Consider the following 26860-nt stretch of genomic DNA (forward strand, 5'->3'; position numbering starts at 1 on the left):
ACTTTCTATTTCAGTAAAAACGGATAGCATAATGTCTTTTATACCATTCATGGAGAGTGTATACTCTTCATAAGAGAGTTTTGGAAATTATTGAAAGATATCTGTGTAAAATAAACACGTAAATGAGTAATATAATGGTATTTTGAGCGTATTCTATTTTAATTGTGAAAAGCACGCGCTTTAAAAAAACCTTTTGAAAAAAATCTTGCTCTGATGTTAGCGTTTCGCTAATATGATGTCGTCTTATACAGTATTTTAAATGGATTATTTTAGCCTTATTAACGCCTTATATTATAAGGTTTCTTTTCTTCAGAACCGTTGATACGAGTGATTAATTGGATATTCATTTTTATTAAAAAATAAGGGATTTGTTAACCATCGCAAGGAGTGAATTTTAATACCAAAGTAAAAAAATAAAAACATGTAAGTTCTTAAACTTATGAGAAATTTGTTATAGGGAATACTCTTCATAGATATGATTGTTATGATATTGGAAAATTAAAAAGTTAAAAAACAAGCTATACGTACACTGATAAAAGTATTAAATAGACTCCTTTGTTCCATCGGTAAAGCAAATGTGACTGCTTAGGTTCATATTCTTTCAAATCATGCGAAAGATGTGTAATATTTAAAGGAAGGTTATAAAGATGAACTGGATTACAAATTATGTTCGTCCTAAAATTAACTCTATATTGGGGCGCCGTGAAATTCCAGAAAATCTATGGATTAAAGATCCTACCAGTGGTGAAATGATCTTCCATAAAGATCTGGAAGCTAATCAATTTGTAGCTCCCAATTCTGGCCATCATATGCGTATCAGCGCTAAAAATCGTCTCATGCATTTCTTTGATGATGGTGTTTATACAGCTCTTGAAAATCCAAAAGTTGTAACAGATCCTTTAAAATTTCGTGACGAAAAACGCTATATTGACCGGTTAAAAGATTATCGTTCTAAACTTGGTGTTGATGATAATATTTTAAGTGCACGTGGTACGATTGAAGGCTTACCAATCATTGCAACCGTTCAAGATTTCGCCTTTATGGGTGGATCACTCGGTATGGCTTCAGGAGAAGCTATTATTAAAGCTTTTGATACTGCCATTGCCGAAAGGCGCCCGTTAGTTCTTTTTTCTGCTTCTGGTGGCGCACGCATGCAAGAAGGAACACTCTCGTTGATGCAAATGCCTCGTACAACCGTAGCGATTGAAATGTTGAAAGAAGCAAAACTTCCCTATATTGTTGTGCTGACTAATCCAACAACCGGTGGTGTTACTGCTTCTTACGCCATGCTTGGTGATATTCACATTGCTGAACCTGGCGCTATGATTGGTTTTGCTGGTCCACGTGTGATTCAACAAACTATACGCGAAACCCTACCAGAAGGTTTTCAAAGTAGTGAATATCTGCTCGAACATGGTATGATTGATATGGTTGTCTCACGTTTAGAAATGAAAACAACGATTGCGCGTCTTTTACGTTTGATGATGAAACGCCCTGCTGTTTTTAACCCTTCCGATCCATCCCCTACAGACTCTCAAACATCGCTTTCTACAACAAAAGCAGCTTAAATTTATGCAACAAAGCCAAATACAAAAGGTGGTAGATGATTTACTAAAAAATTATCCGAAAAAATTTGATCTTTCTTTAGAGCGTATTATTCACCTTTTAGAGCGTCTTGGTAATCCACATTTAAAACTTGCCCCTATTATTCACATCGCTGGAACAAATGGCAAAGGATCTGCCTCAGCGATTTGCCGTGCTCTTTTAGAAAGTGCAGGATACTGCGTTCATGTCTATAGCTCACCTCATCTCGTCAACTGGAATGAACGCTGCCGGTTAGGTCAAAAAGGAGGTGGTCAACTTGTTACAGAAAACCAATTGGCTGAGACAATCCGTGAAATTATAAAAGTAAATCGTCAAGAGCCGATTACTATTTTTGAAATTTTTACAGCCGCTGCCTTTATGCTGTTTAGTACACATCCAGCTGATGTTGTCATTTTAGAAGTTGGGTTGGGAGGGCGTTTTGATGCTACCAATGTCATTAACAAACCAGCTGTATCGCTTATTATGCCCATTGATTATGATCATGAGAACTTTCTTGGAAACACAATTGCTCAAATCGCTTTTCAAAAGGGGGGAATTATCAAACCAAATGTTCCAGTAGTCATCGGGAAGCAAAATTATGAAGAAACTCTTGCTACTTTAATACCCCTTGCCGATAAAAATAAAGCACCTTATTCTCTATTTGATCAAGATTATCAAAGTTATAAAGAACATGGACGTATGGTTTTTCAAAACAATCAAGGTCTCATGGATCTTTCACTTCCTAACCTTATTGGAGACCACCAAGTTGCCAATGCTGGCGCATCTCTTGAAGCAGTTTGTCAAGCAGGTTTTCAACTTTCAGAACAAACCATAAATGACGCTTTGAAAAATATCTATTGGCCCGCACGGATGCAACATCTTATCCAAGGACATTTGGTTGATCAACTGTCTCCTAATATTGATTTATGGTTAGACGGTGGTCACAATCCTGCTGCTGGAAAAGTTATTGCAGCAGAACTTACACAATGGAGAAAAAAAACAGATCGTCCTATTATTATGATTGCTGGCATGCTCAATACCAAAGATGCTGTCGGTTATTTTCGTTCCTTAGCGAACCTTGTCGATAAAATATATACGATACCGCTAATTAACAATAATGCCAGTATCTCTCCAATAAAATTAGCTGAATCAGCGCAAAAAGCAGGAATCTTTGCTACTCCACAAGCACATCTACAAGATGCTTTGCATAAGATTAGAGCCGAATATAAAGAGGCAATTGTCCTTATTAGTGGTTCCCTTTATCTTGCGGGCGATATTTTACGTGACAATAAAACACCTCCATGCTAGAAATTGATTATTTTAAAGCTTTGAAAGATAGACTTTTTAATCATGCAACTTGATTGTGCACTTTATCAACATCCTAAACTTATTACTGTTTTTGGCGGATCTGGTTTTGTAGGACGACATGTCGTTGAAACTTTGACTAAGCGGGGATATCGCGTTCGTATCGCTGTTCGTTATCCACAAAAAGCTTATTACATGCTCCAAATAGGAGAAGTAGGACAAACCCAAATGCTTAAAACGGATATCAAGCATCGTGCCTCTGTTGCACGCGCGTTGCTTGGAGCTGATGCGGCAGTGTTTTTACCTGGTAGCTTAAAACAAGCAAATCAATCGAATTTTAAAAACACACAAATTGATGGTGCTTACAATGTTGCTGAATTAACAGCACAAGCTGCTATTCCGCTCATCTATATGTCAGCACTTGTGGCTAACGAGAATGCTTCATGTCTTTATGCACGTGTTAAGTTTATGGGTGAACAAATCGTTCATAACAAGCATCCTCAAGCAATTATTATCCGTCCATCCGTTATCTTTGGACCAGAGGATTGTTTCTTTAACACCTTAGCAGATTTGTCACGTTTTTTACCAATTATGCCTCTTTTTGGGGGTGGGCAAAGCAAATTGCAACCCGTGTATGTTGGTGACGTTGCTGAGTTTATCGCGCGCGCTTTAGATGGACAGGTTGCTTGGGGAAAAAATTATGATCTTGGTGGTCCCCAGATTATTACCTTTCAAAATACTCTTGAAAATATACTCAAAATTATTCACCGTAAAAAAACAATCCTATCCATACCTCTTTCTGCTGGTCTATTGATTGGAGGAATTTTGGGAACTATCGGTAAATTGCCTTTTGTACCAACACTTGTAACAGCCAATCAGATACGTTTTTTGCAAATGGATAACATTGTTTCTAAAGAGGCTATAGAGAATGGATATACTCTAGAAGGTGCGGGAATTACCCCCAGAGCAATGGCTGCATTCTTGCCAAGTTATCTTTGGCGATTTCGTCCACATGGTCAATTTTCCCAAAACTTACACGTCTAGAATAAATTTTTCCAAAACTGAGTTATTATTTGATTTATAATTTATAGCTCGTTGTTAGCGATTCTGAAATCAGAATGCTCAATAGAGTAATGTTTTTGCGTTTTAAATGCTCTATTCAGTATCACAAAAAATGTTTAATCGTATACCTATAGTATTTTGATAAAAATCGTTGAAAACAGGAGAAAAGCACTTCTTATAAACTGTCTTTATCCAAGAGCAGATGCAACATTGGAATCCTAAAGAACCGATTCTGAATTGCCTATTCATAAATATGATAACCTATGACTTTGCATTATATTATTTTGGTAGAAAGCTTAATAATGAGATTAAAGTAATTCTTCCTTTTTCAACAACCGCATAAGTGAGTAGAATACGAGTATAATACTTTCGATATTATCCCATAAAAAATCGATATAAAAACTGTGAAGCAATGCACAATTTTTATTATTTAAAAGGTATTCTCTTTGGAGATTTTTAAAAGCTTTAAAGTTACGTGAAAAGGATAGAGTTTTGTTTATATAATAAGACTTATCATGAAGATCTCTTATTCTATCAGTAACATCATTATTCAGATTCATAAATGCATATTTGTTGCACAAATTTATGGAGATTTTAAAAGAGCTTTTTCACATAAAGAAGTCCTCTTCTTGTCTTGCATTTTTTTTTAATTTCTCCTACCGTCTTGGAAAAACTTATTTTAAAGGAATAAAGAATGGCAGCTCAAGATTTTGTTGTCAAAGATATTGCACTTGCCGCTTATGGTCGTAAAGAACTTGATATTGCTGAAACTGAGATGCCTGGTTTGATGGCTTGTCGTAAGGAGTTTTCCTCTAATCAACCTTTGCGCGGAGCGCGTATTTCTGGCTCATTGCACATGACAATTCAAACAGCTGTTTTAATTGAAACATTAAAAGCGATTGGCGCCGATATACGGTGGAGCTCTAGCAATATTTTTTCTACGCAAGACCATGCAGCAGCAGCTATCGCCGCAACTGGTATTCCTGTATTCGCCGTTAAGGGTGAAACATTGGAAGAATATTGGACTTATATAGATGCAATTTTCCAATGGCCAGATGGTAATCCTTCCAATCTTATTTTAGATGATGGCGCTGATGCCACAAACTATATTTTAATGGGAAGTCGTGCAGAACAAAATAAAGATATCCTATCGCATCCAAAAACAGAAGAAGAAGAAATTTTTTTCAAACAAATACAAAAGCGTATGGATGCAACGCCAGGATTTTTTACACGACAGCGCGCAGCAATTAAAGGTGTAAGCGAAGAAACCACAACAGGTGTAAACCGTCTTTATCAGTTACAAAAAGAAGGGCTTTTGCCTTTTCCTGCTATTAATGTCAATGATAGCGTCACTAAATCAAAGTTTGATAATAAATATGGATGTAAAGAATCATTGGTCGATGGTATTCGACGTGGAACAGACGTGATGATCGCTGGTAAAACTGCCATTGTCTGTGGTTATGGTGACGTAGGAAAAGGTTCAGCAGCATCTCTTTCTGGTGCTGGGGCTCGTGTTAAAGTAACAGAAATTGATCCTATTTGCGCTCTTCAAGCAGCTATGGATGGCTATGAAGTTGTTAATTTGGATGATGCTGCTTCCAGTGCTGATATTATCATCACGACAACAGGCAATAAAGATGTTGTTCGTTTAGACCATATGCGACAAGTAAAGGATATGTGTATTCTTGGAAATATTGGTCATTTTGATAACGAAATCCAAGTCGCAGCCCTTAGAAATTTGCCATGGACAAATATTAAACCACAAGTTGATATGATCACCTTTCCCGATGGAAAACGCATCATTTTGCTCTCTGAAGGGCGTTTGTTAAACCTCGGGAATGCGACTGGGCATCCCTCTTTTGTCATGTCAGCCTCGTTTACTAATCAAGTTTTAGCGCAAATTGAACTTTTTACCCGTGCAGAACACTATACAAATGAAGTCACTGTTTTGCCTAAACATCTTGATGAAAAAGTTGCACGTCTACATCTTGATCGGTTAGGAATAAAATTAAGTGTTTTATCAGAAGAACAAGCCGCCTATATTGGAGTCACACCACAAGGACCTTATAAACCAAACCATTACCGTTACTAAACATTTCCTTGGGTTAAAAAAGGGAAAGATATCGTGCGCAGCTTTGGTGACTATAACCCCAAAGAAAAAGCTCAAAAAATGATTCGAATCTATGCGTATATATTTTGCCTTTTTTTCTTTTTTTCTCCAACATGCGCTGTTGCTCAGTCATTGGAAGGTTATTTACCATTTTTCTTCACTTTGCCGAATGGTCCATGGCTGCTTTTAGCGCTGTGTGGAGGAATTTCTTGTGCTTCACTTCTCACGTGCCTAGCTGTTATTATGCGTGCAAAAAAAACTGCACAGAAGACTTTGAAGATAATTCAGGCAAATTTTTCTGAAAAACTTAAATATTATGAATGGCTTCTGGAAGAAACCGAGCAATTCCTTCTTATTTGGGAAAATCCAACAACCTTACCCCGTGTCGTTGGTGCCCTTTCTGCATTGCAAAAAATAGGAATCGACCAGAAAGATTTTCAGCGTTTTGAGCTCTGGGTTGAAGAAAATTCTCTTCGAGAACTTGATTATGCATTGACTCAACTACGTTGTAAATGTCACCCTTTTGATCTTTCTATCACCACCACAAACAATGTATTGCTGCAAGTTACAGGAGTCATCGCAGGAACAGTCGCTATTGCTCGTTTTCAAGATATCTCAAAACAACAGAGTGAAAATGCTCGTTTACAGAAAGATATCGCCCGCCTTCTTACTGAACTGAGAATGCAGCGTAATCTTCTTGATCTTATTCAAGAGCCCGTATGGATAAAAGATTGTGAAGGAAAAGTTTGTTTTATCAATCGCGCCTTTAGAGAAATGACAGATTTTCGTGAAGGCAGTGATGAAGTGGGGGATCTTTTCAATGAAAATACACAACGCAAAACAAATGAAACAGAAACAATTTTTCAAGAACATGTTCACACAGTTATTGATGGAGAACGACATCGTTTTCATCTCACACGTATTACAACAGCCGAAGGGATGGCAGCTTTTGCGCGTGATGACAGCGCATATGAAAATATTGCTCATGAATTAAGTTATGTCCTTCAAAGCCATTGTGAAACACTTGACCAAATTTCAACAGCTGTAGCTATTTTTGATACAAACCAAAAATTAAAATTCTGTAATCATGCTTTTAAAATTTTATGGCCGTTGGAGACTTCCTTTTTAGAAAGTGAACCAAGCCATACATTATTTCTTGAACGTCTACGTGAAAAAGGGCTCATTGCTGCACACCCCGATTGGCGCGCATGGAAAGAAGAACTTTTTAAAGCCTATCGACAAACAGAATCGAACCAACAAATTTGGAATCTTCCAGATGGGCGTACGGTGCGTGTTATCTCGAACCCTCATCCACAAGGAGGTGTCACTTGGCTTTACGAAAACCTTACAGAAAAAATTGATCTTGAACGCCGTTATAATACACTTATTAAAATACAAGGTGAAACACTTGATAAACTTTCCGAAGGCGTGGTTGTTTTTGGTACTGATGGACGCCTTCGTTTATCGAATCCTGCCTTGTCGAAATTGTGGTCTCTTCCTTATAATTTACTTGTAGAAGGGACCCATATTACACAGTTACAAAGCCATTGTTCAGCCTTAACCTTAGGACAAGAATGGGATCAATTTACCAAATTCATTACCGGTTTTGCTGAAAAACGTGAAACATTTTCAGGTCGTATAGATCTTAAAAATGATATGATTATTGACTATACTCTGGTCCCTCTTCCTAATGGACAAACGATGCTTACTTTTGTGAATGTTACGGACACTGTCCATGTTGCGCGTGCTCTTCAAGAAAAAAATGAAGCATTAGAAAGTGCTGATCGTTTGCGTAATGAATTTGTCCAACATGTTTCTTATGAATTACGCACACCTCTCACCAATATTATTGGATTTTCCGATATTTTACGTGATCAAATTTTCGGCTCTATCAATGAACGTCAACAAGAATATCTTGAACACATTCATTCAGAATCAGGAACTCTTTTAAATATTGTTAACGATATTCTTGATCTTGCTACCCTTGATGCAGGCATTATGGAGTTGGACATAAAATCGGTTAACATTGCCGATGCTATGATACAAGCAGTAGCACGTGTAGAAGATCGCCTTAATGGACGTCATATTACGCTTTTACAACAAATTTCTCCTTCCTTAAATTCTATTTCTGCTGATGAAAAGCGCTTGCATCAAATTTTTGTGAATGTACTGAGTAATGCTATTAATTTTGCAACGGAGGCGAGTACTATTGAATTTTGCGTCGATGAACAAGATGATAACATTGTCTTTAGCGTTCACAATCAGGGCTCTGACATCCCAGAAGACATCCTTGATCGTATTTTTAAACGTTTTTCTTCCCATTCACACCATGGTGGGCGTGCGGGAGCGGGTCTTGGCCTTTCCCTTGTAAAAAGTTTCGTTGAACTACACGGTGGACATGTTGAAATTCTTACCGGTTCTGGAAAAGGAACAACAGTTAAATGTTTTTTCCCACTCTCCAAAGGAGATAAGATTTTTTAATTTTAACCTTTATGATAACAAAAATTTTTCATCCATTTCATGGAACTTTTAATGAATTTTAGTTTTTTTCTTGAAAATGAAGAGGCAACAAAGCTTTTTGCACAAAATTTAGCTCTTTCTTTAAAGCCAGGAGATCTTGTGACGCTGCAAGGGGATCTTGGAACTGGAAAGTCAACCATTGCACGTACAATCATTCAAACACTTGCGAACAATAACACTATGGATGTTCCAAGCCCTACTTTTACTCTTGTGCAAAGCTATCAACTTCCAAAGTTTGAAATTATTCATGCTGATCTTTATCGCCTTTCTATGGCAGAAGAAATTGATGAATTAGGGCTTCATGAAGCTCGTGAGAAAAATATTTTACTTGTTGAATGGCCAGAAAGAAATACAGCTCTTTTAGAGCTTGCCACTTTTGCAGTCACCTTACACTATAAAGAACATGGGCGTCATGTAACAGTTAGATCAGCGCAACATTCCATTGAATGTTTGCAACAGTCTTTCGCAATTCGTACATTTTAAAAAAACATGAACATCATCATTTTTTAATTTGATAATACCTCAATACTACCTATGAAATCTGAGATGATGGACAACATAAAGAAGGATTCATGGAGGTACCAACCATGGAAGATGAAACGAAATGCTGACTCTTTCATATAACAATGACATAAATTGCAAAGGACAGCCGTTAATTTATAGGAATTCATCAATTTATTTTAGAGAATCTGATACCTACAATTTTGATTCTAGAGAATAGTATAAGAGAATTTTAAATTGAAGTGGTAACCCTTTAGAAGAGCATTATATAACCTGTAGTGAATTGCTTGTTTCTTTCTGCTTAAAAATTGTGAGCTTCAGAAAAGTAATTTGCAAAGTTTTTGCTTAAAATCTCCTTTTATGTGTTGAAAACACTATCTATTTCAATAGTCTTATCTAAGAAGAAATACCTTTATGAAATTATCATTCACCTAATATTTTTAACGCGCCTATAAGGAAAGAATTGCCTATATTCTTCATACAAAGCAATTTTTTATAAAAAATAGTCAATTGAAACATGCATAAAAGCATGAATTCTTAAATTCATTTAAAATTTTGATTTTTATTGTCTTTTCATTATAATATAATCAAAAAAGAATATTTTAAAAAAGTCAAAAGGAGAGACAAAATTTCTCTCCTTTATAGTGATTATATGTGGAATTAACTAAGCCCATCTTTTATCCATTCAGAAAGACGTCCTTTAGAGGTAGCGCCAACCATATTCGATGAAATATTTCCATTTTTAAACATTAATAATGTAGGGATAGAACGTACTCCGTATTGGGTAGCCAGTTCCGGATTTTCATCAATATTTACCTTAGCAATTTTAACTTGATTTTGCATTTCTATTGAAATTTCATCCAAAATTGGAGCAATCACTTTGCAAGGGCCACACCATTCTGCCCAAAAATCAACCACAACAGGGATGGAAGAGGTTAGAACTTCACTTTCGAAATTGTCCTTATCAACTTTTATACACGTCATTTATTTATCCTTTTATATTCACTTTTTATAGATTGGTATAATAACAATTCATATCAAGTTATTGCAAAGATAAATTATTAAAGGACTTTTTTACACCAGGGATTGTGCGTTGTGTTTGTTTGAGCGATTTTATGAAAGTAAATAAAATGTAAAAATGCTTTGCAAGGAAAAGAGTAACTTATAAGGCAACTTCACGAAGAAATGCCTCAAGTTTTTCTGGAGGAAGTTTAAAAATTTTGGCTTCTTTACTGTAGATAAGCAGAGCCTGGATATCTTTATCGGGATGAATAGCTTGCAACAATTTTTGGTAAAGGGCCATTTGCAACCAGTGATGGGAAGCAATAGCAGCTTCATTTTCTGGTGGAGTTCCGGTTTTAAAATCGGCAAAGATAATGCTGTTTTGCTTGATGTAGAGACGGTCAATTTGACCAGAGATTGCTTGTTCTTTTCCACGAATTTTCACAATACCCATTAAGGAGACCTCAGCACGTGAATGCTCAGAGAAAAGGGGTTTGAGATAAACATGATCTAATATTTTCCAAATATGGCAAAGAGCATCTTCTCTTTGACTCTCATGCCAATGAGAGGCTTTGATATTGAGATAGTTTCGAGCATAATCTCGACGTTTTTGTGGGGGACAATCGGGCAAATATTGTAACAATCGGTGAACGAGATTACCATATTCAATGGAAAAAGCTCTGTTTGTGTTCATGGCTCCTAAAACAGGTGAAGTGGTAAGCTGTTTTGGACTTGAGGACAGCTCTGTATCAGCTTCAATGGAAAGGCTCGCCACTGACGGTTTTAACGGTTTTGGTAACACTGGTTCTGCTGGTACTTTATGAGAGAAAAAAGCAGGCAAAGGTGGTAAGGTTTGGCATTCAGCGGAAGGAACTTTTGAGTTTATAGAAGCAGAAGAAGCAGGTGTAATGCAATAACGCCAAGCTGCAATATCTTCCGAAGAATCTTTTATAGCAAGGGCATGCGGTTCGAGGGCTTTTTTTACGAGTTGTAACCATGTATGAGATGGCGTTTTCGGACCTTTATACCCACAAATAAACAAGCGATCTTCAGCGCGTGTCATTCCTACATAAAGAAGACGCCTATATTCTTCTTCTGCACGCTCTTTTAAATATGAAATTGCTTGTTTAGAGAGTTTTGTATCAAACTTTTCATTGGGATGCCAAATAAAGGCTTGTTTTCCGTTCCATTGTGCATTGTTTAAAGGAACTTTAAGAAAGTGAGGCGCATGCTGAGGATGCCAAATCGCACTACCAGGATCGACTAAAAACACAACAGCAGCCTCTAGTCCTTTTGCAGCATGAACAGTCATGATACGAATTTCTTCATTACTTTGTTCAAATTCACGTTTAATTTCTGGTTCGCTTGCACTTAATGTTTCTAAAAAAGCTTGTAATCCTGGTAATCCTGTTTTTTGAATAGTGAGCGTATAATCCATAAAAGCATCGAGCACATCATTTGCTTCAGATCCTAAACGAGACAGAATTTTTTGTCGTCCCTTATCATTGTTCAGAATATAGCTATAGAATTCAAAAACTGGTATTTTATCCACTAAAGCGCGATAATGGTTTAGCTTTTCAAAAGCATCTTTAAAAGATACCTGCGATGATATATGCGCGCACAGACTTTGCCAAAGAGAGCCGGTGCGGTGTACGGCAAGCTGATAGAGTTCCTCTTCACTAAGAGCAAAAAGTGGGCTTTTTAAAACACAAGCAAGAGAAAGATCATCTTGTGGCTGCAAAACAAAACGCGCAAGCGCCATTAAATCACGGATACTAATATGTTTGGTAAGCTGTAAACGATCAGCCCCTGCTACGGGAATATTACGGTGTTTAAGAGCACGGGAAAGAGCTGAGACAAATTGATCACGTTTACGGACCAAGATCATAATATCACTTGCACGTATTAAGCGTCCTTTTGCTGGAAGCATTTCGCCTTTTTGTAACCAGTCGGCAATCGTTTCAGCAATTTTTTCTGCTAAACGAACTTCAGGTGTATCTAAATGATTAACAGTTGTATGCCAATCTTGAGGAAAGTCACTCGTTTCTTTGGAAATGGCATCCCATATAACAACTTCACCGGGACTGTGAATACGGATAGCTTCATGCACCGTTTTTGTATTTTCTGCCGAAAGCCCTTTATAGTTTTCTGGTGTTTCAAAAACAAGATCAACACTTTTAAGAACATCTGCTGTAGAGCGAAAAGAATAATGCAGTTGTATTTTTTCAAATTGTTGATTTGTTTGTTGCACTTTTTTTTGAATAATTCGTCCATTTGCAGCAAAATTTTCTGGAGCAGCGCCTTGAAAAGAATAAATAGATTGCTTTTCATCTCCAACAGCAAAAAGAGTCCGTATGTTTGTTCGTTGGCTATACCCTGAAAAAAATTCCTGTGCCAACAGTTGAATAATTTGCCATTGCTCAGGGTTGGTGTCTTGTGCTTCATCAAGTAGAATATGATCAAGTCCCTGATCAAGTTTATAGTGCACCCATTGGCTTGCACCTTTGCGCTGTAACAAATGAAGTGTACGCTCAATAAGGTCATCAAAGTCTAAGAAGCCATTGGACTTTTTTAGATTCTTATAAATTTTGAGATAAATAGTACAGAGCTGAAAAGCAGCCATATTGAGGGTGGCAACCTTTGCGCATTGATATTTTTCTAAAAGAACAGAAAGCTTGTTTTGTTTATCTTCAAGCATTTGTTGAATAAAAGGCCAAATTTCGTCTGATTTTTTATGAGATAAATGTGAAAAATTACGCGGCTCACCTTTTGTTGTAAAATAAACATCAGAAATAAGATTGAGAATATTTGTCTCATCATGCACCTTTTCTAATTGGGAAAGTTTTGCCACCATATCCTTAAAGCTTTGATTACCATTGATTTCACAATGCTTAAGAGCATAAAGAGGAAGGCGCGCTGTTTGTTTAATTTGTTCCAGAAGATATTGATTTGTTTCATTGGGCGCTAAGTTAAAAAGCGCGCGCAATTTTTCTTCTCCATTTTCAGATAAAAGAGAAGATAAAAAATCAGACAATTTATGTTGCTTTTCAACTGCCTCATAGAGCAATTGGTTAAAAGTATGTTCGCTAATAACTTGAAGTAACTGTTGCAAAGCAGGTTGTACATCACGACGAGCTAAAAGTTGACGACGAGATTCTTGTCGTAATTTTTTTCGACTGATATCATCGGGAAGTTCAAAATGCCCTGCAATATTGGCTTCTAACATAAATTGATGCAAGAGAGATTCACAAAAAGCATGAATCGTTTGGATTTTTAAGCCACCAGGCGTTTCGAGGGCACGCGCAAAGAGTTGCCGTGCATAAGTTAGTTTTTGCGCATTAACAGTTTTTTTTTCAAACCGTGTTAAGGTTTCTTGCAGCTGTGCATCATCGAGCTCATTCCAACTGGAAAGCGTGCGAAAAATTCGTGATTGCATAACAGCAGCAGCAGCTCTTGTATAAGTAAGGCATAAAATACGTGCTGGAGGCGTACCGTTTAAAAGCAAACGGATAACACGTTCACTTAAAACGTGGGTTTTTCCAGATCCAGCATTTGCAGAAACCCACACGTTTTTTTGGGGATGTGTTGCTGTTGCTTGTGCATCAAGAGCGGCTTCAGGAATAGAAAAAAACGTCATGATTACTCTTCTTTATGAAAACCACTTGACCATTCCCACAACCGAGCCAAATGGTCGTAGTCACCTTCATATCGTTTTGACATGGGGACAGCATGTGAGAGATAGCCTTGTTGTGGATTTTGATAATAAATTATGAGTGCGATAAGATTTTCCCATGCATTTTCAGCAAGATCAACAGCACTTAGATAAGTTTTTCCGTCTTTTTTCTTTAAAAGAATTGATTGGGATTTAATTTCACCTTTTTTGTTAAGGGGAATGTAAAATAAATTTGAAGGTGTAAAATCTTGAAAATCTGGGAAGCCCCCTTGTATGAGTAAAGCTGTTTCTAAAGCCAATTGCGGAAATAATAATTCACGAACTTGTTTTGATAAAGGAGGCGTTCCGGTTTTGAAATCTAGAATTTCAACCGTTTTATCTGGCAAAACATCAAGACGATCAGCACGTCCTGAAAGGGTTACCCCTGTTGTTCCTATAGGGATTTTTTGTGATACCACTTCCGAATATCGCTCTCGCAGTCCTAAACTTTGTTCCCATTGAATAAAGCGTGGAGCAAGATTTTCAAAACTATTCCACCAAATTACTTCAATATCGGGTGGAAAGTTGAATTTATCAAATTCTTTACGTCCAATAGAAAGCAGTACGTTGAGTGCATTTGCATCATTTGGATTTTTCATTTGTGTACAAAAAGCCGCAAGAATAGCGTGATAAAGTGTTCCACGTTCTGAAGCGCTAGGATCATGAATAAGTTCTTTAAGTGGTTTGAGCCTTAAGATTTTTTTGGCATAAATAGCATAGGGATCATATCGCAATGTTTCTATTTCAGTGACTGAAAAATGGCGCGGGCGTATATCAAGAGGTGGAGAAGGGCAAGGACGTTCCACCTCAGAAGTTATGCTTGTATGATCAAGTATCTTTGCCCAATGGCGTAGTATTTCACCTCGTTCACGGATTTGTTCCCAAACCTGTTTTCCTACAACTGTTTCCATGCGTTGTAGCCAGCGTGAAGGAATGGAAGGCGTATGATTAACGCGCAATGCGCGACTCATCACCACTTTATCCATTCCCATTGCCCATTGAAAATCATGCGCAGAAAGACCAATACGCTGCTCTGGTGGTTCCAGAGTTAACATCATTTTCATCGGTCGCGATAAAAAAGCATCATTTCGGGTTGATATCGGCCATGACCCTTCATTAAGGCCGCCGATGACCACTGTATCAACTGTTTGCAAACGCGATTCCAAAGTACCCCAGATGAATAAACGTGGATGTCCTCCAGGCGAAGGTGCGACAGAACGAGTTGCTATTATAGCAGAAAACATAGCAGGCCATTCACAAAGATGAAATGTTAATCCTGATTGATCACTGACCAATTCACGTAAAAACTTTGATAGGGCTTGTCCTGCTTCGTGTTGATAAAGATGTGCAAGAGAATTATCCTCATTGCGACCAAAATTTTCAAAAACTTCAACAGTTGCTATCGCAGCTTCGTTGATGGTGCATTCTTTCTCTTGTTTCATAAGAGATGTTAAAGGTTCAACAGCTGTCCTCAAAAGATGACAAAGGAAACGTGCTTCTTCACATTTCTGCTGATCAAGAGCGTTGATTTCAGAACTATTATGAAAGTATGTTTCAATCCATTTTTCAAGAAATTGATCACACTTGCAAAGATTGATGCGCCCTGTATTCCCTCGAAGAACAAAAAGTTCAAAATTTTCTGCCATTTCCCGTAAACGATGACGATTTTGTTGGAGTGTTGTAAGGGGATGTTTAAGAAGAGAAAGAAAAGCAATGGGATCATCAGGTTGCAATACATTTTCTAAGATAAGTCGTAAGAGAGTTACAGGCAATGTTTGGGCAAGTGGTATTCCCCCTGAATCATTTGCTTCAATTCCAAATCGTTGTAATTCCACGGCAACACGGCGTGCTAAATTACGGTCATTTGTAATAAGAGCTGCGGTTTTTTGGGGTTCTTCAATAGCTTTGCGTAAAGCAACAGCAATAGCGAGAGCTTCTTCACGTTCATTGATAGCTTCAATAAATGACCAGTCTGCACAAAGAGCCTCATAATCGTTACGGACAATTTGTATCCATTTATCTGTCGTAGAAGCTGGTCGAAGTGCCTCTGATAAAAGAGCCATTCGTCTTTTCTTTGTGCTACTTTGTTGGCCAATTTCGCAAACATGATGACGTTGACACTCCATGAGAGAAAGAAGTTTTTTTAAATGATATTGAGGATGGCTAAAAACATTTTCTGCTGGATCAAAAAAATCGCAAGCTGTTTTTTCTTTATTGCTTGTGCTTAATGCATTCCATTGTTCTTCATCCATATAGAGATCAAGACCAGGAAGAACAACAGCCCCTTTGGGCAGAGAAGCTATAACCTTTAAAAGATGAGAAACTGCGGGCATAGAACCCGACACACCAGCTGCAATGATCGGTTTATCAGGCAGCATACGTCGTAAAGCCTCTGCATGCATTGTGAGTGCTTGATTACGCCATTCAACGGGATTGCTTCGTTGTCTTTCTTTCAAGATTTTGGACCAATTTTGCGTAACAATAGTCAGAAAGTCAAGCGTTATTTGCCACCATTCAGCGACCATATCAGGTGCAATATCTTTAAGTTTCGACCAATCTGCTCCTTCTGTTTCAATTTCATCCATCAAATGCGCTAAATCCTGAGCAAACCAAATTGCATCAGCACTATGAGCCGGAATAAGCACATCTTCTGTACCAAACATGGCACGCAGATGCGCAGGTAAATTTTCACGCCATGGACGAATAAGGCGCGCTAAAAGCAGTAAGCGTTCACTTTTTCCAATGGGTGGATTCAGAGTGCTGGTATGATTTTCAACAAAAAGGAAACTGTCTTCATCGACATCTCCTAGAGCACGAATAGTTGGCAAAAAGGTTGATTGTGTATTACTTCTTTCAACAAAAGCTAAACGCAAAGCGCGCGCAGCACGACGTGTCGGAACATAAATAAGGCTATCAGCAAGAGCAGTTTGAATATCTCCATTGGGAGCAAAATTATCAATAAGGCTACCAGAGAGCAGTGCATCAACAAAGTGAGGCAAAAAATCCGTTCCAGAAGATATAGAAAAGACACGTGGTTTATAAGTCATATGATCTCATATTGGGAATAACAAATTTCATCTTATTGATTATTTGCTTTATTTTGACTGTATACAATTTTCATACAAGAAAAAACTGAAAAGCTCTATTTATACAGGAGATTTTTAACTGACATTCAAAATACTTAAATATATGAGCTTGTCTTAAGCTATTGTGAAAAAATATATCAAAATTTTAAAAGACGTTACAATTACAAATATATTATAACTTATTGAATATTATAAATAAATTTACCGTATTCTTTATACAGTGCAATTTGAAAGTGTTCTTTACATACTCCTTTTGTTTTCAGAAAAAATAACAATATTCAGATCCCCAACTCAATATGAAAAATCATTACCAACCAAATTGTTACATAAAAAATTCTTCTTTACATTACAAGCTTACTTGATAATCTTTAAAAGTAGAAAATTTTATCTTAGGAGCTCTTTCTGCTTCATAATTTAATGAAAAATGGTTCTCCGCTAAAAAAACTGGATCACCTTCTAAATCATACGCAATAGCAGAGCGGTGATTGCTGAGAAACTTTTGCAACTCATCTTTGCTCTGCGCTGAAATCCAACGGCATAAATTAAAGCGCGCAGACTCAAAATTCACTGGCAAAGAATATTCTATTTTTAATCGTTCTTTTAAGACATCAATTTGCAAAGCACCAATAACACCAATGAGAGAAGGCGACCCATCATCAGGAATAAACAATTGTACAACCCCTTCTTCAGCCATTTGTTGCAAAGCTTCTTTGAGCTTTTTTGCTTTCATTGGATCGCCTAAACAAACACGACGCAAAATCTCTGGTGCAAAATTTGGTACTCCCTTAAAGAGGATATCTTCTCCTTCAGTCAAAGTATCGCCGATACGCAATGTTCCATGATTAGGGATTCCTACGATATCACCAGCATAGGCTTGATCAGCAATTTGGCGCGAACGCGCAAAGAAAAATTGTGGAGCCGAAAGTGTCATCGGTTTTCCTGTTCGGACCAACTTTGTTTTCATACCACGTTCAAGTGTTCCCGAACATACCCGAAAAAATGCAATACGATCACGATGATTAGGATCCATATTCGCTTGAATTTTAAAAACAAATCCCGTCATTTTAGGTTCAGTTGCTATGATATTGCGCTGATCTGCACTTTGATCACGAGGACTTTGACCAAAATCAATAAGTGCATTGATCAAATCACGAACACCAAAATTTCGTAAAGCTGAACCAAAATAAACCGGAGTCATATGACCTTCACGGAAAGCTTGAAGATCAAAATTCTTGCAAACACTTTGAGCAAGTTCTACCCCTTCAATAAAAGTGGAACGTTGATATTCAGGGAGTAAATGGAAAATCTCTCTGGGATTTGAAACTATTTGCTGTGTTATCTCATCATCTTTTTGACGAAACCGATTATGATGAAGGTCATAGGTACCAACAAAATCTTTACCCGTCCCAATGGGCCATGTTATAGGGGCGGTATCAAGAGCAAGCTTTTCTTCAATTTCATCTAAAAGCTCTATAGGATCACGTGCCTCACGATCCATTTTATTGATAAAAGTAACAATAGGAATATCCCGCATCCGACATACTTCAAACAGTTTTAGTGTTCTAGGCTCAATCCCGCGGGCCCCATCCAATACCATGATAGCACTATCAACAGCTGTAAGCGTGCGATAAGTATCGTCTGCAAAATCTTCATGGCCTGGGGTATCTAGGAGATTAAAAATATGATTTTCATATTCAAACGTCATCACCGAAGTCACAACGGAAATACCACGATCACGCTCAATATTCATCCAATCAGAACGGGTTTGAATACGATCTTTTTTGGCTTTTACTTCTCCTGCAAGTTGAATAGCACCACCAAACAATAAAAGCTTTTCTGTTAATGTTGTTTTCCCCGCATCTGGGTGAGCAATAATTGCAAATGTACGGCGTCGCTTTACTTCCTGCACTCTTCGTTCCATTATTCCTCCATAGGTCGTGCAAGTGTTTCAGCAATCAGTGCACGCATTTCATTAATCCCATAAAGCGCTATAAATGATCCCCATCGTGGACCTCGCTCTTGTCCAAGAAGAACTTCATACAACATTTGAAAAAAAACATTGGAAACACCAGGCCCACCTTCAGGGCTTTTTTTGCTATGATCTTGATAGCGTTCCGTTAACCGTGCAACATCAAGAAGCATATTTTGTAATATGTTGCCATCAACAGTTTCAGGTAAATGAGCTAATTTTTCATCAATTTGTGCTAATGTTGCTCGTTCGCTATCATCTGGTATACGAAATTTCTTGTTTGGTTTAACAAAAACATCAAAATATTTAATGGCAAACTTCACCAATTGATCAAGTTCTGGATAAGTTTGTGCATTTGCTCCTTTAGCGTAACGAGAAATAAAACCCCAAAGAACTTCTGCATTCTCCGCATTTGAAGCACTTACCAAATTTAAAAGCATCGCAAAGGATACAGGCAAATCAACCTGCGGTGGACAACCATTATGAATATGCCATACAGGATTACTAAGCCGTTCTTGCCAACTTTGACGACCATAAGCAGAAAGATGAGCATAATATTCATCCACAGCTTTAGGAATAACATCAAAATAAAGCCTTTTTGCTGTTTTAGGTTTTGAAAACATATAAAGTCCTAAACTCTCTGTTGGGGCATAAGTAAGCCATTCATCAATGGTTAAGCCATTTCCCTTGGATTTGGAAATTTTCTGCCCTTTCTCATCTAAAAAGAGCTCATAGTTGAATCCTTCTGGGGGCTTTCCACCTAATACTTTACAAATTTTAGAAGAAAGATTTGTGGAATCGATAAGGTCTTTTCCGGCCATTTCATAATCAATGCTAAGTGCTGTCCAACGCATTGCCCAATCTACCTTCCACTGACACTTAACTTTGCCCCCAGTAACCTCTGTTTCTATGGTTTCTCCTGTTTCAGGTTCAATATAAGTGACAGTCCCTTTTTCAACATTACGCGCAATCATCGGTACCTGTAATACTTTTCCAGAAAAGGGAGAAATCGGTAGAAAGAGTGAATAGGTCGCTTGCCGTTCTTCACCTAATGTTGGTAAAATAATTGCCATAACCTTGTCATAACAAGCAAGGATTTTTAAAAGTGTTTCATCAAAACGACCGGAATTGTAATAATCCGTAGCACTTGCAAATTCATAATCAAAACCAAAACGATCAAGGAAAGCCCGTAACCGCGCATTATTTGCCGCTCCAAAAGAAGGATAATCATCTCCAAAAGGGTCGGGTACACGGCTCAACGGTTGACCAAGATAATGTTCCATCCTCTCGCGATCAGGCACATTCTCAGGAACCTTGCGCAAACCATCCATATCATCAGAAAAACAAAGTAATTTTGTTTTTACTTTATTCTCCGTGAGAATATGAAATGCATGACGCACCATGGTTGTACGTGCAACTTCCCCAAAAGTTCCAATATGCGGTAAACCAGAAGGGCCATAACCTGTTTCAAATATCACACTGTCTGGATAACCCGTTTTTTCATACCGTTTGATAATCTTACGTGCTTCTTCAAACGGCCAAGTTCTCGATTGAGAAGCTGCATCTTTTAATTCAGGCGTAAGGTTGAGGGTATCACACTGATCACGCATCATTATTATTTATCCTAAAAATTACACTCTTTCAAAATAGGGTGTATGGTTCTTGAATTTATTCGTCAATAATAGCAAGCAAAAAGATGAAAATTTCTTTATACTCTTAAGCCACAATACAAAAACCGCCCTCGTTATAAACATATTCTGTTCTGATAAAAATCAAAAACATTCAATATTATAAAGCAAAATTGACTTGTTTTGATTATCGAAGCCTTCATTGCTATTATTATCATGGGTTTTGCTTATTATATTTATTAGCGCAAAAGATAAGCTTCTAGTATTGAACGAAAGAACGGTAAAAACCAACAGAAAAAATGCTTAAACTAGGCATTTCATACAAAAGCACTGCACCTACTTTACACTTATCACCGTAACTTTCTATTTCTTTTCTTTATCACCTTGATGATGCATTGCTAATGTACGCAAACGTAGAGCATTTAATTTAATAAAACCAGTTGCATCTCTTTGATCATAAACACCTTGATCATCCTCGAAAGTTACTAACTCACTGGAATAAAGTGATTTCTTACTTTGGCGCCCTTCAATAATTACATTCCCCTTATAAAGCTTTAACGTGACTTCACCTTCAACATGTTCTTGAGATAAATCAATAGCTGCCTGCAACATCTTACGTTCCGGCGAAAACCAAAATCCATAATAAATGAGTTCTGCATAACGTGGCATCAACTCATCTTTTAAATGAGCTGCGCCACGATCTAACGTTAAAGATTCTATAGCTCTGTGAGCCGTCAAAAGAATGGTTCCACCTGGTGTTTCATAAATACCCCGCGATTTCATACCCACAAAGCGATTTTCTACCAAATCTAACCGACCAATACCATTATCGCGCCCGTAACGATTTAATTCTGCAAGTAAAGTTGCAGGAGATAAATTTTTTCCATTGATTGAAACAGCATCGCCTTTTTTAAAGCCAAGAGTAATTCTGGTTGCTTGATCTGGAGCATCTTCCGGCGAAAGAGTACGCATATGGACATATTCAGGAGCAGGAAGTGCTGGATCTTCTAAAATCTTTCCTTCTGATGAAGAATGCAATAAATTTGCATCCACTGAAAAAGGCGCTTCACCTTGCTTATCCTTTTCTACAGGAATTTGATGAATACGAGCAAATTCAAAGAGATCTGTCCGACTCTTAAATTCCCAATCACGCCATGGAGCAATAATCTTTATATCAGGATTAAGCGCATAAGCGGAAAGCTCAAAGCGTACCTGATCATTGCCTTTTCCTGTTGCTCCATGAGCAATGGCATCTGCCCCTGTTTCCTCAGCAATTTCAATAAGGCGTTTTGAAATAAGTGGACGTGCAATTGATGTTCCTAAAAGATAAGTCCCCTCATAAACGGTATTGGCTCGAAACATCGGAAACACAAAATCACGCACAAATTCTTCGCGCAAATCTTCAATGTAGATCTCTTTAACACCTAGCATTTCAGCTTTACAACGAGCAAGTTCTAGCTCTTCCCCCTGCCCCAAATCTGCTGTAAAAGTTACAACTTCAACACCTAGCGCACTTTGCAACCATTTAAGAATAATTGACGTATCCAATCCACCTGAATAAGCCAAAACAACTTTTCTAATATTTTGCCACCTTTTCATTTTAACGTTCTATATGAGCTACTTTTTTATTTCTACCCAAAAATCGAAACGATGCAAAAAATATAAAAATAAATTCTTTTTAAGCAACATTAAAAAGACGCAAAAAGCGTAAATAAAGGTGCCTCAAAGTATAAATAGTGAACACTGCTTAAAATAAAAGGAGATTTACGTGTCATTTCTACCGGAGTGGTCTATTGTTGTACAATTTGCTTTAGCATCGTTGATTTTAGCACTTATTCCAGGACCAGATATGATGCTTTCTGTAGGACGAACCATTACACAAAGCAAAAAAGCTGGAATTATGTGCGCCTTGGGTAGTGCAACAGGGTTTGCCATTCAGGTTACGGCTGTAGCACTTGGCTTATCAGCGCTTATTTTTGCTGCACCACATACTTTTGTTCTTCTGAAAATTGTTGGCGCCTTTTATCTTTTATGGTTTTCCTTTCAAGCGTTACGGAGAAACCCCAATTTTTCCTTTGAACAGACATCTTCTAAATCTCAAAGCGCTAAACGTAACTATCTTGCTGGTATTGGAATTAATCTTCTCAATCCTAAAGTTATACTCTTTAACGCGACATTCTTACCACAATTTATCAATGCGAATGATCCTATGGCAACACAAAAATTACTCTTTTTAGGACTCTCTTATATTCCTATTTCTTTCCCCATTACAATTGCAATCGTTTTTACAGCGCATAAACTTACCAAAACTCTCAAAAAGAACCCTCTTTATATTCGCTTTCTCGACTGGCTTATTGCTGGTACTTTTACCAGCTTTGCCCTCCATCTCCTTGTGGTTACAAAACATTGATTTATAAGTGTAATGTATCGCTTTTAATTTAAATAAAAAAACAAATATTATAAGATTTTTTCATTTCAAACCTGTTTATTTTGAATAAAACAATACCTTTCCTTTGTACATCACAAGAGAAGCTGGAGTTTTCGTATGGATAAAAACTATCTAAGAAAAGAATAAAAACACCTCTTATGAACCATCTCAAGTGCTAAAAGCTGTTACAACATTGGGAGCTAAAAAATAGAATGGTGGTACCAATTTACACCTTTATTAAACATAAAGGTGTAGGAGTACAATACATTTCACAGAAGCTTTTTGTTATACTCCTCACAAGCATTATCGTGATATGAAGAGTGCACTAAGAGATACTTAAAAAACATATCAATGGATAACTCAATGGTATTTATATTTTAGATCCTCTGTTTTGCTTGTGATGCGTGATCTTATTTAAGAAAATAATAAACAAAAACATGAGGCACTGCACAATCTTCACTTTTTAAAATATATTACCGTAGATGCTTTTAAAAGACATAAAACCGAATTAAAGAGTATGAGATAATAAGGTAGAAATTAGTTATAATCCTTAAGACCTCATATTCCCTCTAAATTAGGCTTCCTTCTTAATTTCAGAGATTATACAAACGAAACTATAGACAATATCTTACCCCATTTAGCATATAAAAGCTGAAACTGTTCGTCTAGCACTTATCCATCTTAGTATCTGTCTCACATATGCCATCGCATGAGGTTTGGATATTAAATTACAAACAAAAAAGCATAGGCCTCGATATAGCTGAAAATTACGTTAACTAATGACCAATAGCATTTTCAAGTCGTAAACGTTCAGATTTACGTAAGCGCTCTGAAGCCGATTTAAGCTGTCCACATGCAGCTAAAATATCGCGTCCACGCGGTATCCGAATAGGAGAAGCATAGCCCGCTTGATTAACGACATCAGCAAAACGCTCGATTTGCTCCCAATCAGAGCAATGATAATTACTCCCTGGCCACGGATTAAAAGGGATTAAATTAATCTTAGCAGGAATCCCTTTCAATAACTGAATCAATCGCTTAGCATCATCTAAACTATCATTGATATCTTTCAGCATAACATATTCAAATGTGATTCGTTTTGCATTGGAAAGACCAGGATAATTACGGCAAGCCTCCATTAGTAAAGCAAGCGGATATTTTTTATTAATGGGAACAAGCATATCCCTTAGTGTATCGTGTACTGCGTGGAGTGAAATTGCTAACATAACACCAATTTCTTCTCCAGTTCGGATAATTCCAGGAACAACCCCACTAGTTGAAAGCGTAATTCGACGTTTTGATAAAGAAAGTCCATCGCCATCAGAGGCAATCAATAAAGCTTTTTTAACAGCTTCAAAATTATAAAGAGGTTCTCCCATTCCCATCATAACAATATTGGTAATTTTTCGTCCTTCAATGGGAACAATTGCTCCATCAGGGGTATTCTTATCAGGAAAATCACCCAAACAATCACGTGCAACCAATAATTGTGCCAAAATTTCTTCTGCGGTCAGATTACGAACAAGCATCTGCGTTCCCGTATGGCAAAAAGAGCAGGTTAACGTACACCCTACTTGCGATGAAAGACATAAAGTACCACGTCCTTCTTCAGGGATATAAACCGTTTCAATTTCAACAGGCCTTCCAGCTCCACGTGCAGGAAAACGTAAGAGCCATTTACGCGTACCATCTTTTGATATTTGTTCTCCAACAACTTCTGGGCGCGCAATGGAGAAATGACACTTAAGTGTTTCTTGCATTGCTTTAGAAATATTCAGCATATCATCAAAATTTGAAACACCACGCACATAAAGCCAATGCCAAAGCTGACGCACACGCATACGCGTTTGATGCTCTGGTACACCAACTGTCTTTAAAGCTTGCATCATTTCATCTTGCGACAAACCAATTAAAGAGAGCTTAGAACTCTCCTTCACGACCACATTATCTGTTTTTCGTGCAAAACATGAACCAACTGGTCTAAGGTCATAGGAAATGGCCATTGCTTTCCAATTCACATCACTATTTTAGAGTTATCGAAACCTTAATGGCACTTTTGAACTGCATTTAATGCAGCAGTGACCCCTTTTAAGGAATAAGTATAAGTGGTATGCGTTCCTCGTTTTGATATCGCTTGCACTGTCATATTGCTTCCAGCACGCATAGCAGAAACAAGCTGCTTTTCTAGCTCTGATGACGCCAGCCAAGCTGAGGAATCTTTCGTGAAAAAATCAAAGTCCTTACCTCCAATGGTCACTGTCACTCTCGACCCTTCTTGAAGGGTATAACCAGCCATAAACTGCGGTTCAAACGAAATAGGTGAATGAGAACGCTTGGTAACCAAGAAAAAGTTATCACCATGATTAACTGTCGTTGGAAGAGCCTTCAAAGGTACCGATAACACATAGCAAATCGTATTTTTGGGCGATTTATAAGAATAGGCTCCCCACGCTTCAAATTGATTTAAACGGCTTGGCGTTTGTGCATATGCCACTCCCGCTGTAACAAGAACCATTACAGATGCAGCAATAACAGTCTTTTCAAACATCTTCATTTAGCTCACTTCTTTAGTCTCTAACAAGATTTTCTTCATTAGAAAAATTCAACAAAAACTCCTCGATATTCATGTGTTATTGTCCTAATTCCTTCAATAAGCGAAATATTTTCACACTAATCAAAATAGATTTCTACGTTTCATTGTGACCTTTTAATCGTTACCAAAACATAAACTTGTTATTCAATAACCACATTAAAAAATAATATCTTCATTTTACGCTACTTATTTCGTTTTTGTATAAAAAACGATTTCTTTAAGCTATAGAACTTCAAAACGAGATAAAAATATACCATCACTCTGTTAAGAAATAAACCATACTCTTTATATCACAAGCAATCTGATGCAAAATTTTGAAAATACACCCCGGACTCCCCGCAAAAAAGCTTAATCGCCTTACGAATATCACTTCTCGACTTTATGCATTCAATACATTTATGTTCGCAAAATACTCCATCTTTTACTCATTATAGTGCATTCATATTTCGTATTCAATATCGTCCCGATAACACTTTTTCTCAATCTTCAAAAGACCTTGTAAAAATAATAAAATATTATCAAGATATTAATAATAAAACATAAAGAATTTAGATTCTATCTCAATAATCACATACAACTTTGTTTCTTTTGATCTTATTTCCTTATATATTTCATATCCAATTATTAATTTCTAAAATGATTTTAGTAGCTTATAATAGCTTAATCGTATTATTTTAATGTATTAGACGATATTTTTATTTCTGTTATAAAAAACTTCTTAAGAATTCTTTGGGAAAGTCTCCTTATCTTATTTCTAAGTAATTTATAAAAAGAAATATAAAACTTTTTTCTATAGCAGTTCTAACATTACCGTTTTTTAAACAATATTTTAATCAATTAAAGACACTTAAATAAATCTTCCTATGCATAAAAACTCTTTCACCCAACCTAAAGGTATAATTTTCATTCTTACCGTACAAAATTGTTCTTTAGCATGAGCTCTATACAACAGCAGACATCTAAATCATATCTATAAAATAGTTGATCTCTCCACTTGTGAAGAAGAAAGCTGGCACCATAACACTATTTTCCAGCTCCCAATGTTCTGCTACAACTCTCGATACTTGAGACGATTCATAGGAAGCATTTTTACCCCTTTCTTGTACAGTTTTTATCCACACGCTAATTCCGTTTACAACGTGCAAGGAAATGGTTTTGATTGATTCAACATAAACAAGTTTGGAATGAGAGAATTTTACAATATTCGGATCTCTCATCCAACATGCGAAATAGTGAATTATATTTAAAATCAATATCTTGCTATACTGAAGATACAATATATCTCTTATTTCTTCTTGAGCATTAAAATATTATCCCTAAACACTCAAACTCAACTTACAAAAAAATTCAATGCACAAAT

Annotated in this window: 15 protein-coding genes; 7 read left to right on the forward strand and 8 right to left on the reverse strand. The window is 37.0% G+C overall.

Translation table 11 applies throughout. From position 1 onward, the window contains the following. Nucleotides 1–647: 647 nt before the first annotated feature. The 6 genes from accD to tsaE all read left to right on the forward strand — a co-directional run bounded on the left by accD (nt 648) and on the right by tsaE (nt 9064). Nucleotides 648–1568, forward strand: coding sequence for an acetyl-CoA carboxylase, carboxyltransferase subunit beta (gene accD, locus ACFIL2_RS09845; RefSeq protein ID WP_012754464.1), 921 nt, complete (start codon nt 648–650; stop codon nt 1566–1568). Nucleotides 1569–1572: 4 nt separating this feature from the next. Beyond that, a complete protein-coding gene (locus tag ACFIL2_RS09850) occupies nt 1573–2892 on the forward strand; it encodes a bifunctional folylpolyglutamate synthase/dihydrofolate synthase (RefSeq protein ID WP_375639487.1) in 1320 nt (439 codons plus the stop codon). Nucleotides 2893–2934: 42 nt separating this feature from the next. Beyond that, entirely contained in the window at nt 2935–3933 is a 999-nt protein-coding gene (locus ACFIL2_RS09855; RefSeq protein ID WP_375633660.1) for a complex I NDUFA9 subunit family protein, read from the forward strand. A 712-nt stretch (nt 3934–4645) separates the two neighbouring features. Further along, nucleotides 4646–6043 (forward strand): adenosylhomocysteinase, encoded by a 1398-nt coding sequence (ahcY, locus tag ACFIL2_RS09860; RefSeq protein ID WP_375633659.1) that lies wholly within the window; start codon nt 4646–4648, stop codon nt 6041–6043. A 33-nt stretch (nt 6044–6076) separates the two neighbouring features. After that, entirely contained in the window at nt 6077–8542 is a 2466-nt protein-coding gene (locus ACFIL2_RS09865; protein ID WP_375633658.1) for an ATP-binding protein, read from the forward strand. Nucleotides 8543–8593: 51 nt separating this feature from the next. Beyond that, complete coding sequence (tsaE, locus tag ACFIL2_RS09870; protein ID WP_375633657.1) at nt 8594–9064, forward strand: tRNA (adenosine(37)-N6)-threonylcarbamoyltransferase complex ATPase subunit type 1 TsaE; 471 nt, start codon at nt 8594–8596, stop codon at nt 9062–9064. Nucleotides 9065–9742: 678 nt separating this feature from the next. On the opposite strand, the gene trxA is transcribed toward tsaE, so the two are convergent. From trxA to ACFIL2_RS09900, 6 genes are all read right to left on the reverse strand, one after another. After that, nucleotides 9743–10066 (reverse strand): thioredoxin, encoded by a 324-nt coding sequence (gene trxA, locus ACFIL2_RS09875; protein ID WP_375633656.1) that lies wholly within the window; start codon nt 10064–10066, stop codon nt 9743–9745. A 178-nt stretch (nt 10067–10244) separates the two neighbouring features. Beyond that, nucleotides 10245–13721: a double-strand break repair helicase AddA gene (addA, locus tag ACFIL2_RS09880; RefSeq protein ID WP_375680116.1), complete on the reverse strand. Its 3477-nt coding sequence runs from the start codon at nt 13719–13721 to the stop codon at nt 10245–10247. Between the two features lie 2 nt (nt 13722–13723). Continuing rightward, nucleotides 13724–16843 (reverse strand): double-strand break repair protein AddB, encoded by a 3120-nt coding sequence (gene addB / locus ACFIL2_RS09885; protein WP_375680115.1) that lies wholly within the window; start codon nt 16841–16843, stop codon nt 13724–13726. 385 nt (nt 16844–17228) lie between these two features. Then, a complete protein-coding gene (locus ACFIL2_RS09890) occupies nt 17229–18803 on the reverse strand; it encodes a peptide chain release factor 3 (RefSeq protein WP_375633653.1) in 1575 nt (524 codons plus the stop codon). After that, the gene (locus tag ACFIL2_RS09895; RefSeq protein ID WP_375633652.1) at nt 18803–20464 is read right to left on the reverse strand and encodes a lysine--tRNA ligase; all 1662 of its coding nucleotides are present in this window, start codon (nt 20462–20464) and stop codon (nt 18803–18805) included. Before ACFIL2_RS09895 ends, ACFIL2_RS09890 begins: the two co-directional genes overlap by 1 nt. Before the next feature lie 378 nt (nt 20465–20842). Next, nucleotides 20843–22078, reverse strand: a complete 1236-nt coding sequence (locus ACFIL2_RS09900) for an argininosuccinate synthase (protein WP_375639480.1) — start codon at nt 22076–22078, stop codon at nt 20843–20845. Between the two features lie 169 nt (nt 22079–22247). Here ACFIL2_RS09900 and ACFIL2_RS09905 point away from each other — a divergent pair, with 169 nt between their 5' ends. Further along, a complete protein-coding gene (locus ACFIL2_RS09905) occupies nt 22248–22889 on the forward strand; it encodes a LysE family translocator (RefSeq protein ID WP_375617465.1) in 642 nt (213 codons plus the stop codon). A 794-nt stretch (nt 22890–23683) separates the two neighbouring features. On the opposite strand, the gene rlmN is transcribed toward ACFIL2_RS09905, so the two are convergent. Both rlmN and ACFIL2_RS09915 read right to left on the reverse strand, forming a co-directional pair. After that, nucleotides 23684–24910 carry a 23S rRNA (adenine(2503)-C(2))-methyltransferase RlmN gene (gene rlmN / locus ACFIL2_RS09910; RefSeq protein ID WP_375680146.1) on the reverse strand — a complete coding sequence of 409 codons (1227 nt, stop codon included), beginning with the start codon at nt 24908–24910 and terminating at the stop codon, nt 23684–23686. Nucleotides 24911–24951: 41 nt separating this feature from the next. Further along, on the reverse strand, nt 24952–25455 hold the full coding sequence (locus tag ACFIL2_RS09915; RefSeq protein WP_375633737.1) for an invasion associated locus B family protein: 504 nt from the start codon (nt 25453–25455) through the stop codon (nt 24952–24954). Nucleotides 25456–26860: the final 1405 nt, after the last annotated feature.

Origin of the sequence: Bartonella sp. AP30XZML, from assembly GCF_042195945.1 — a bacterium.
Classification (GTDB): domain Bacteria; phylum Pseudomonadota; class Alphaproteobacteria; order Rhizobiales; family Rhizobiaceae; genus Bartonella.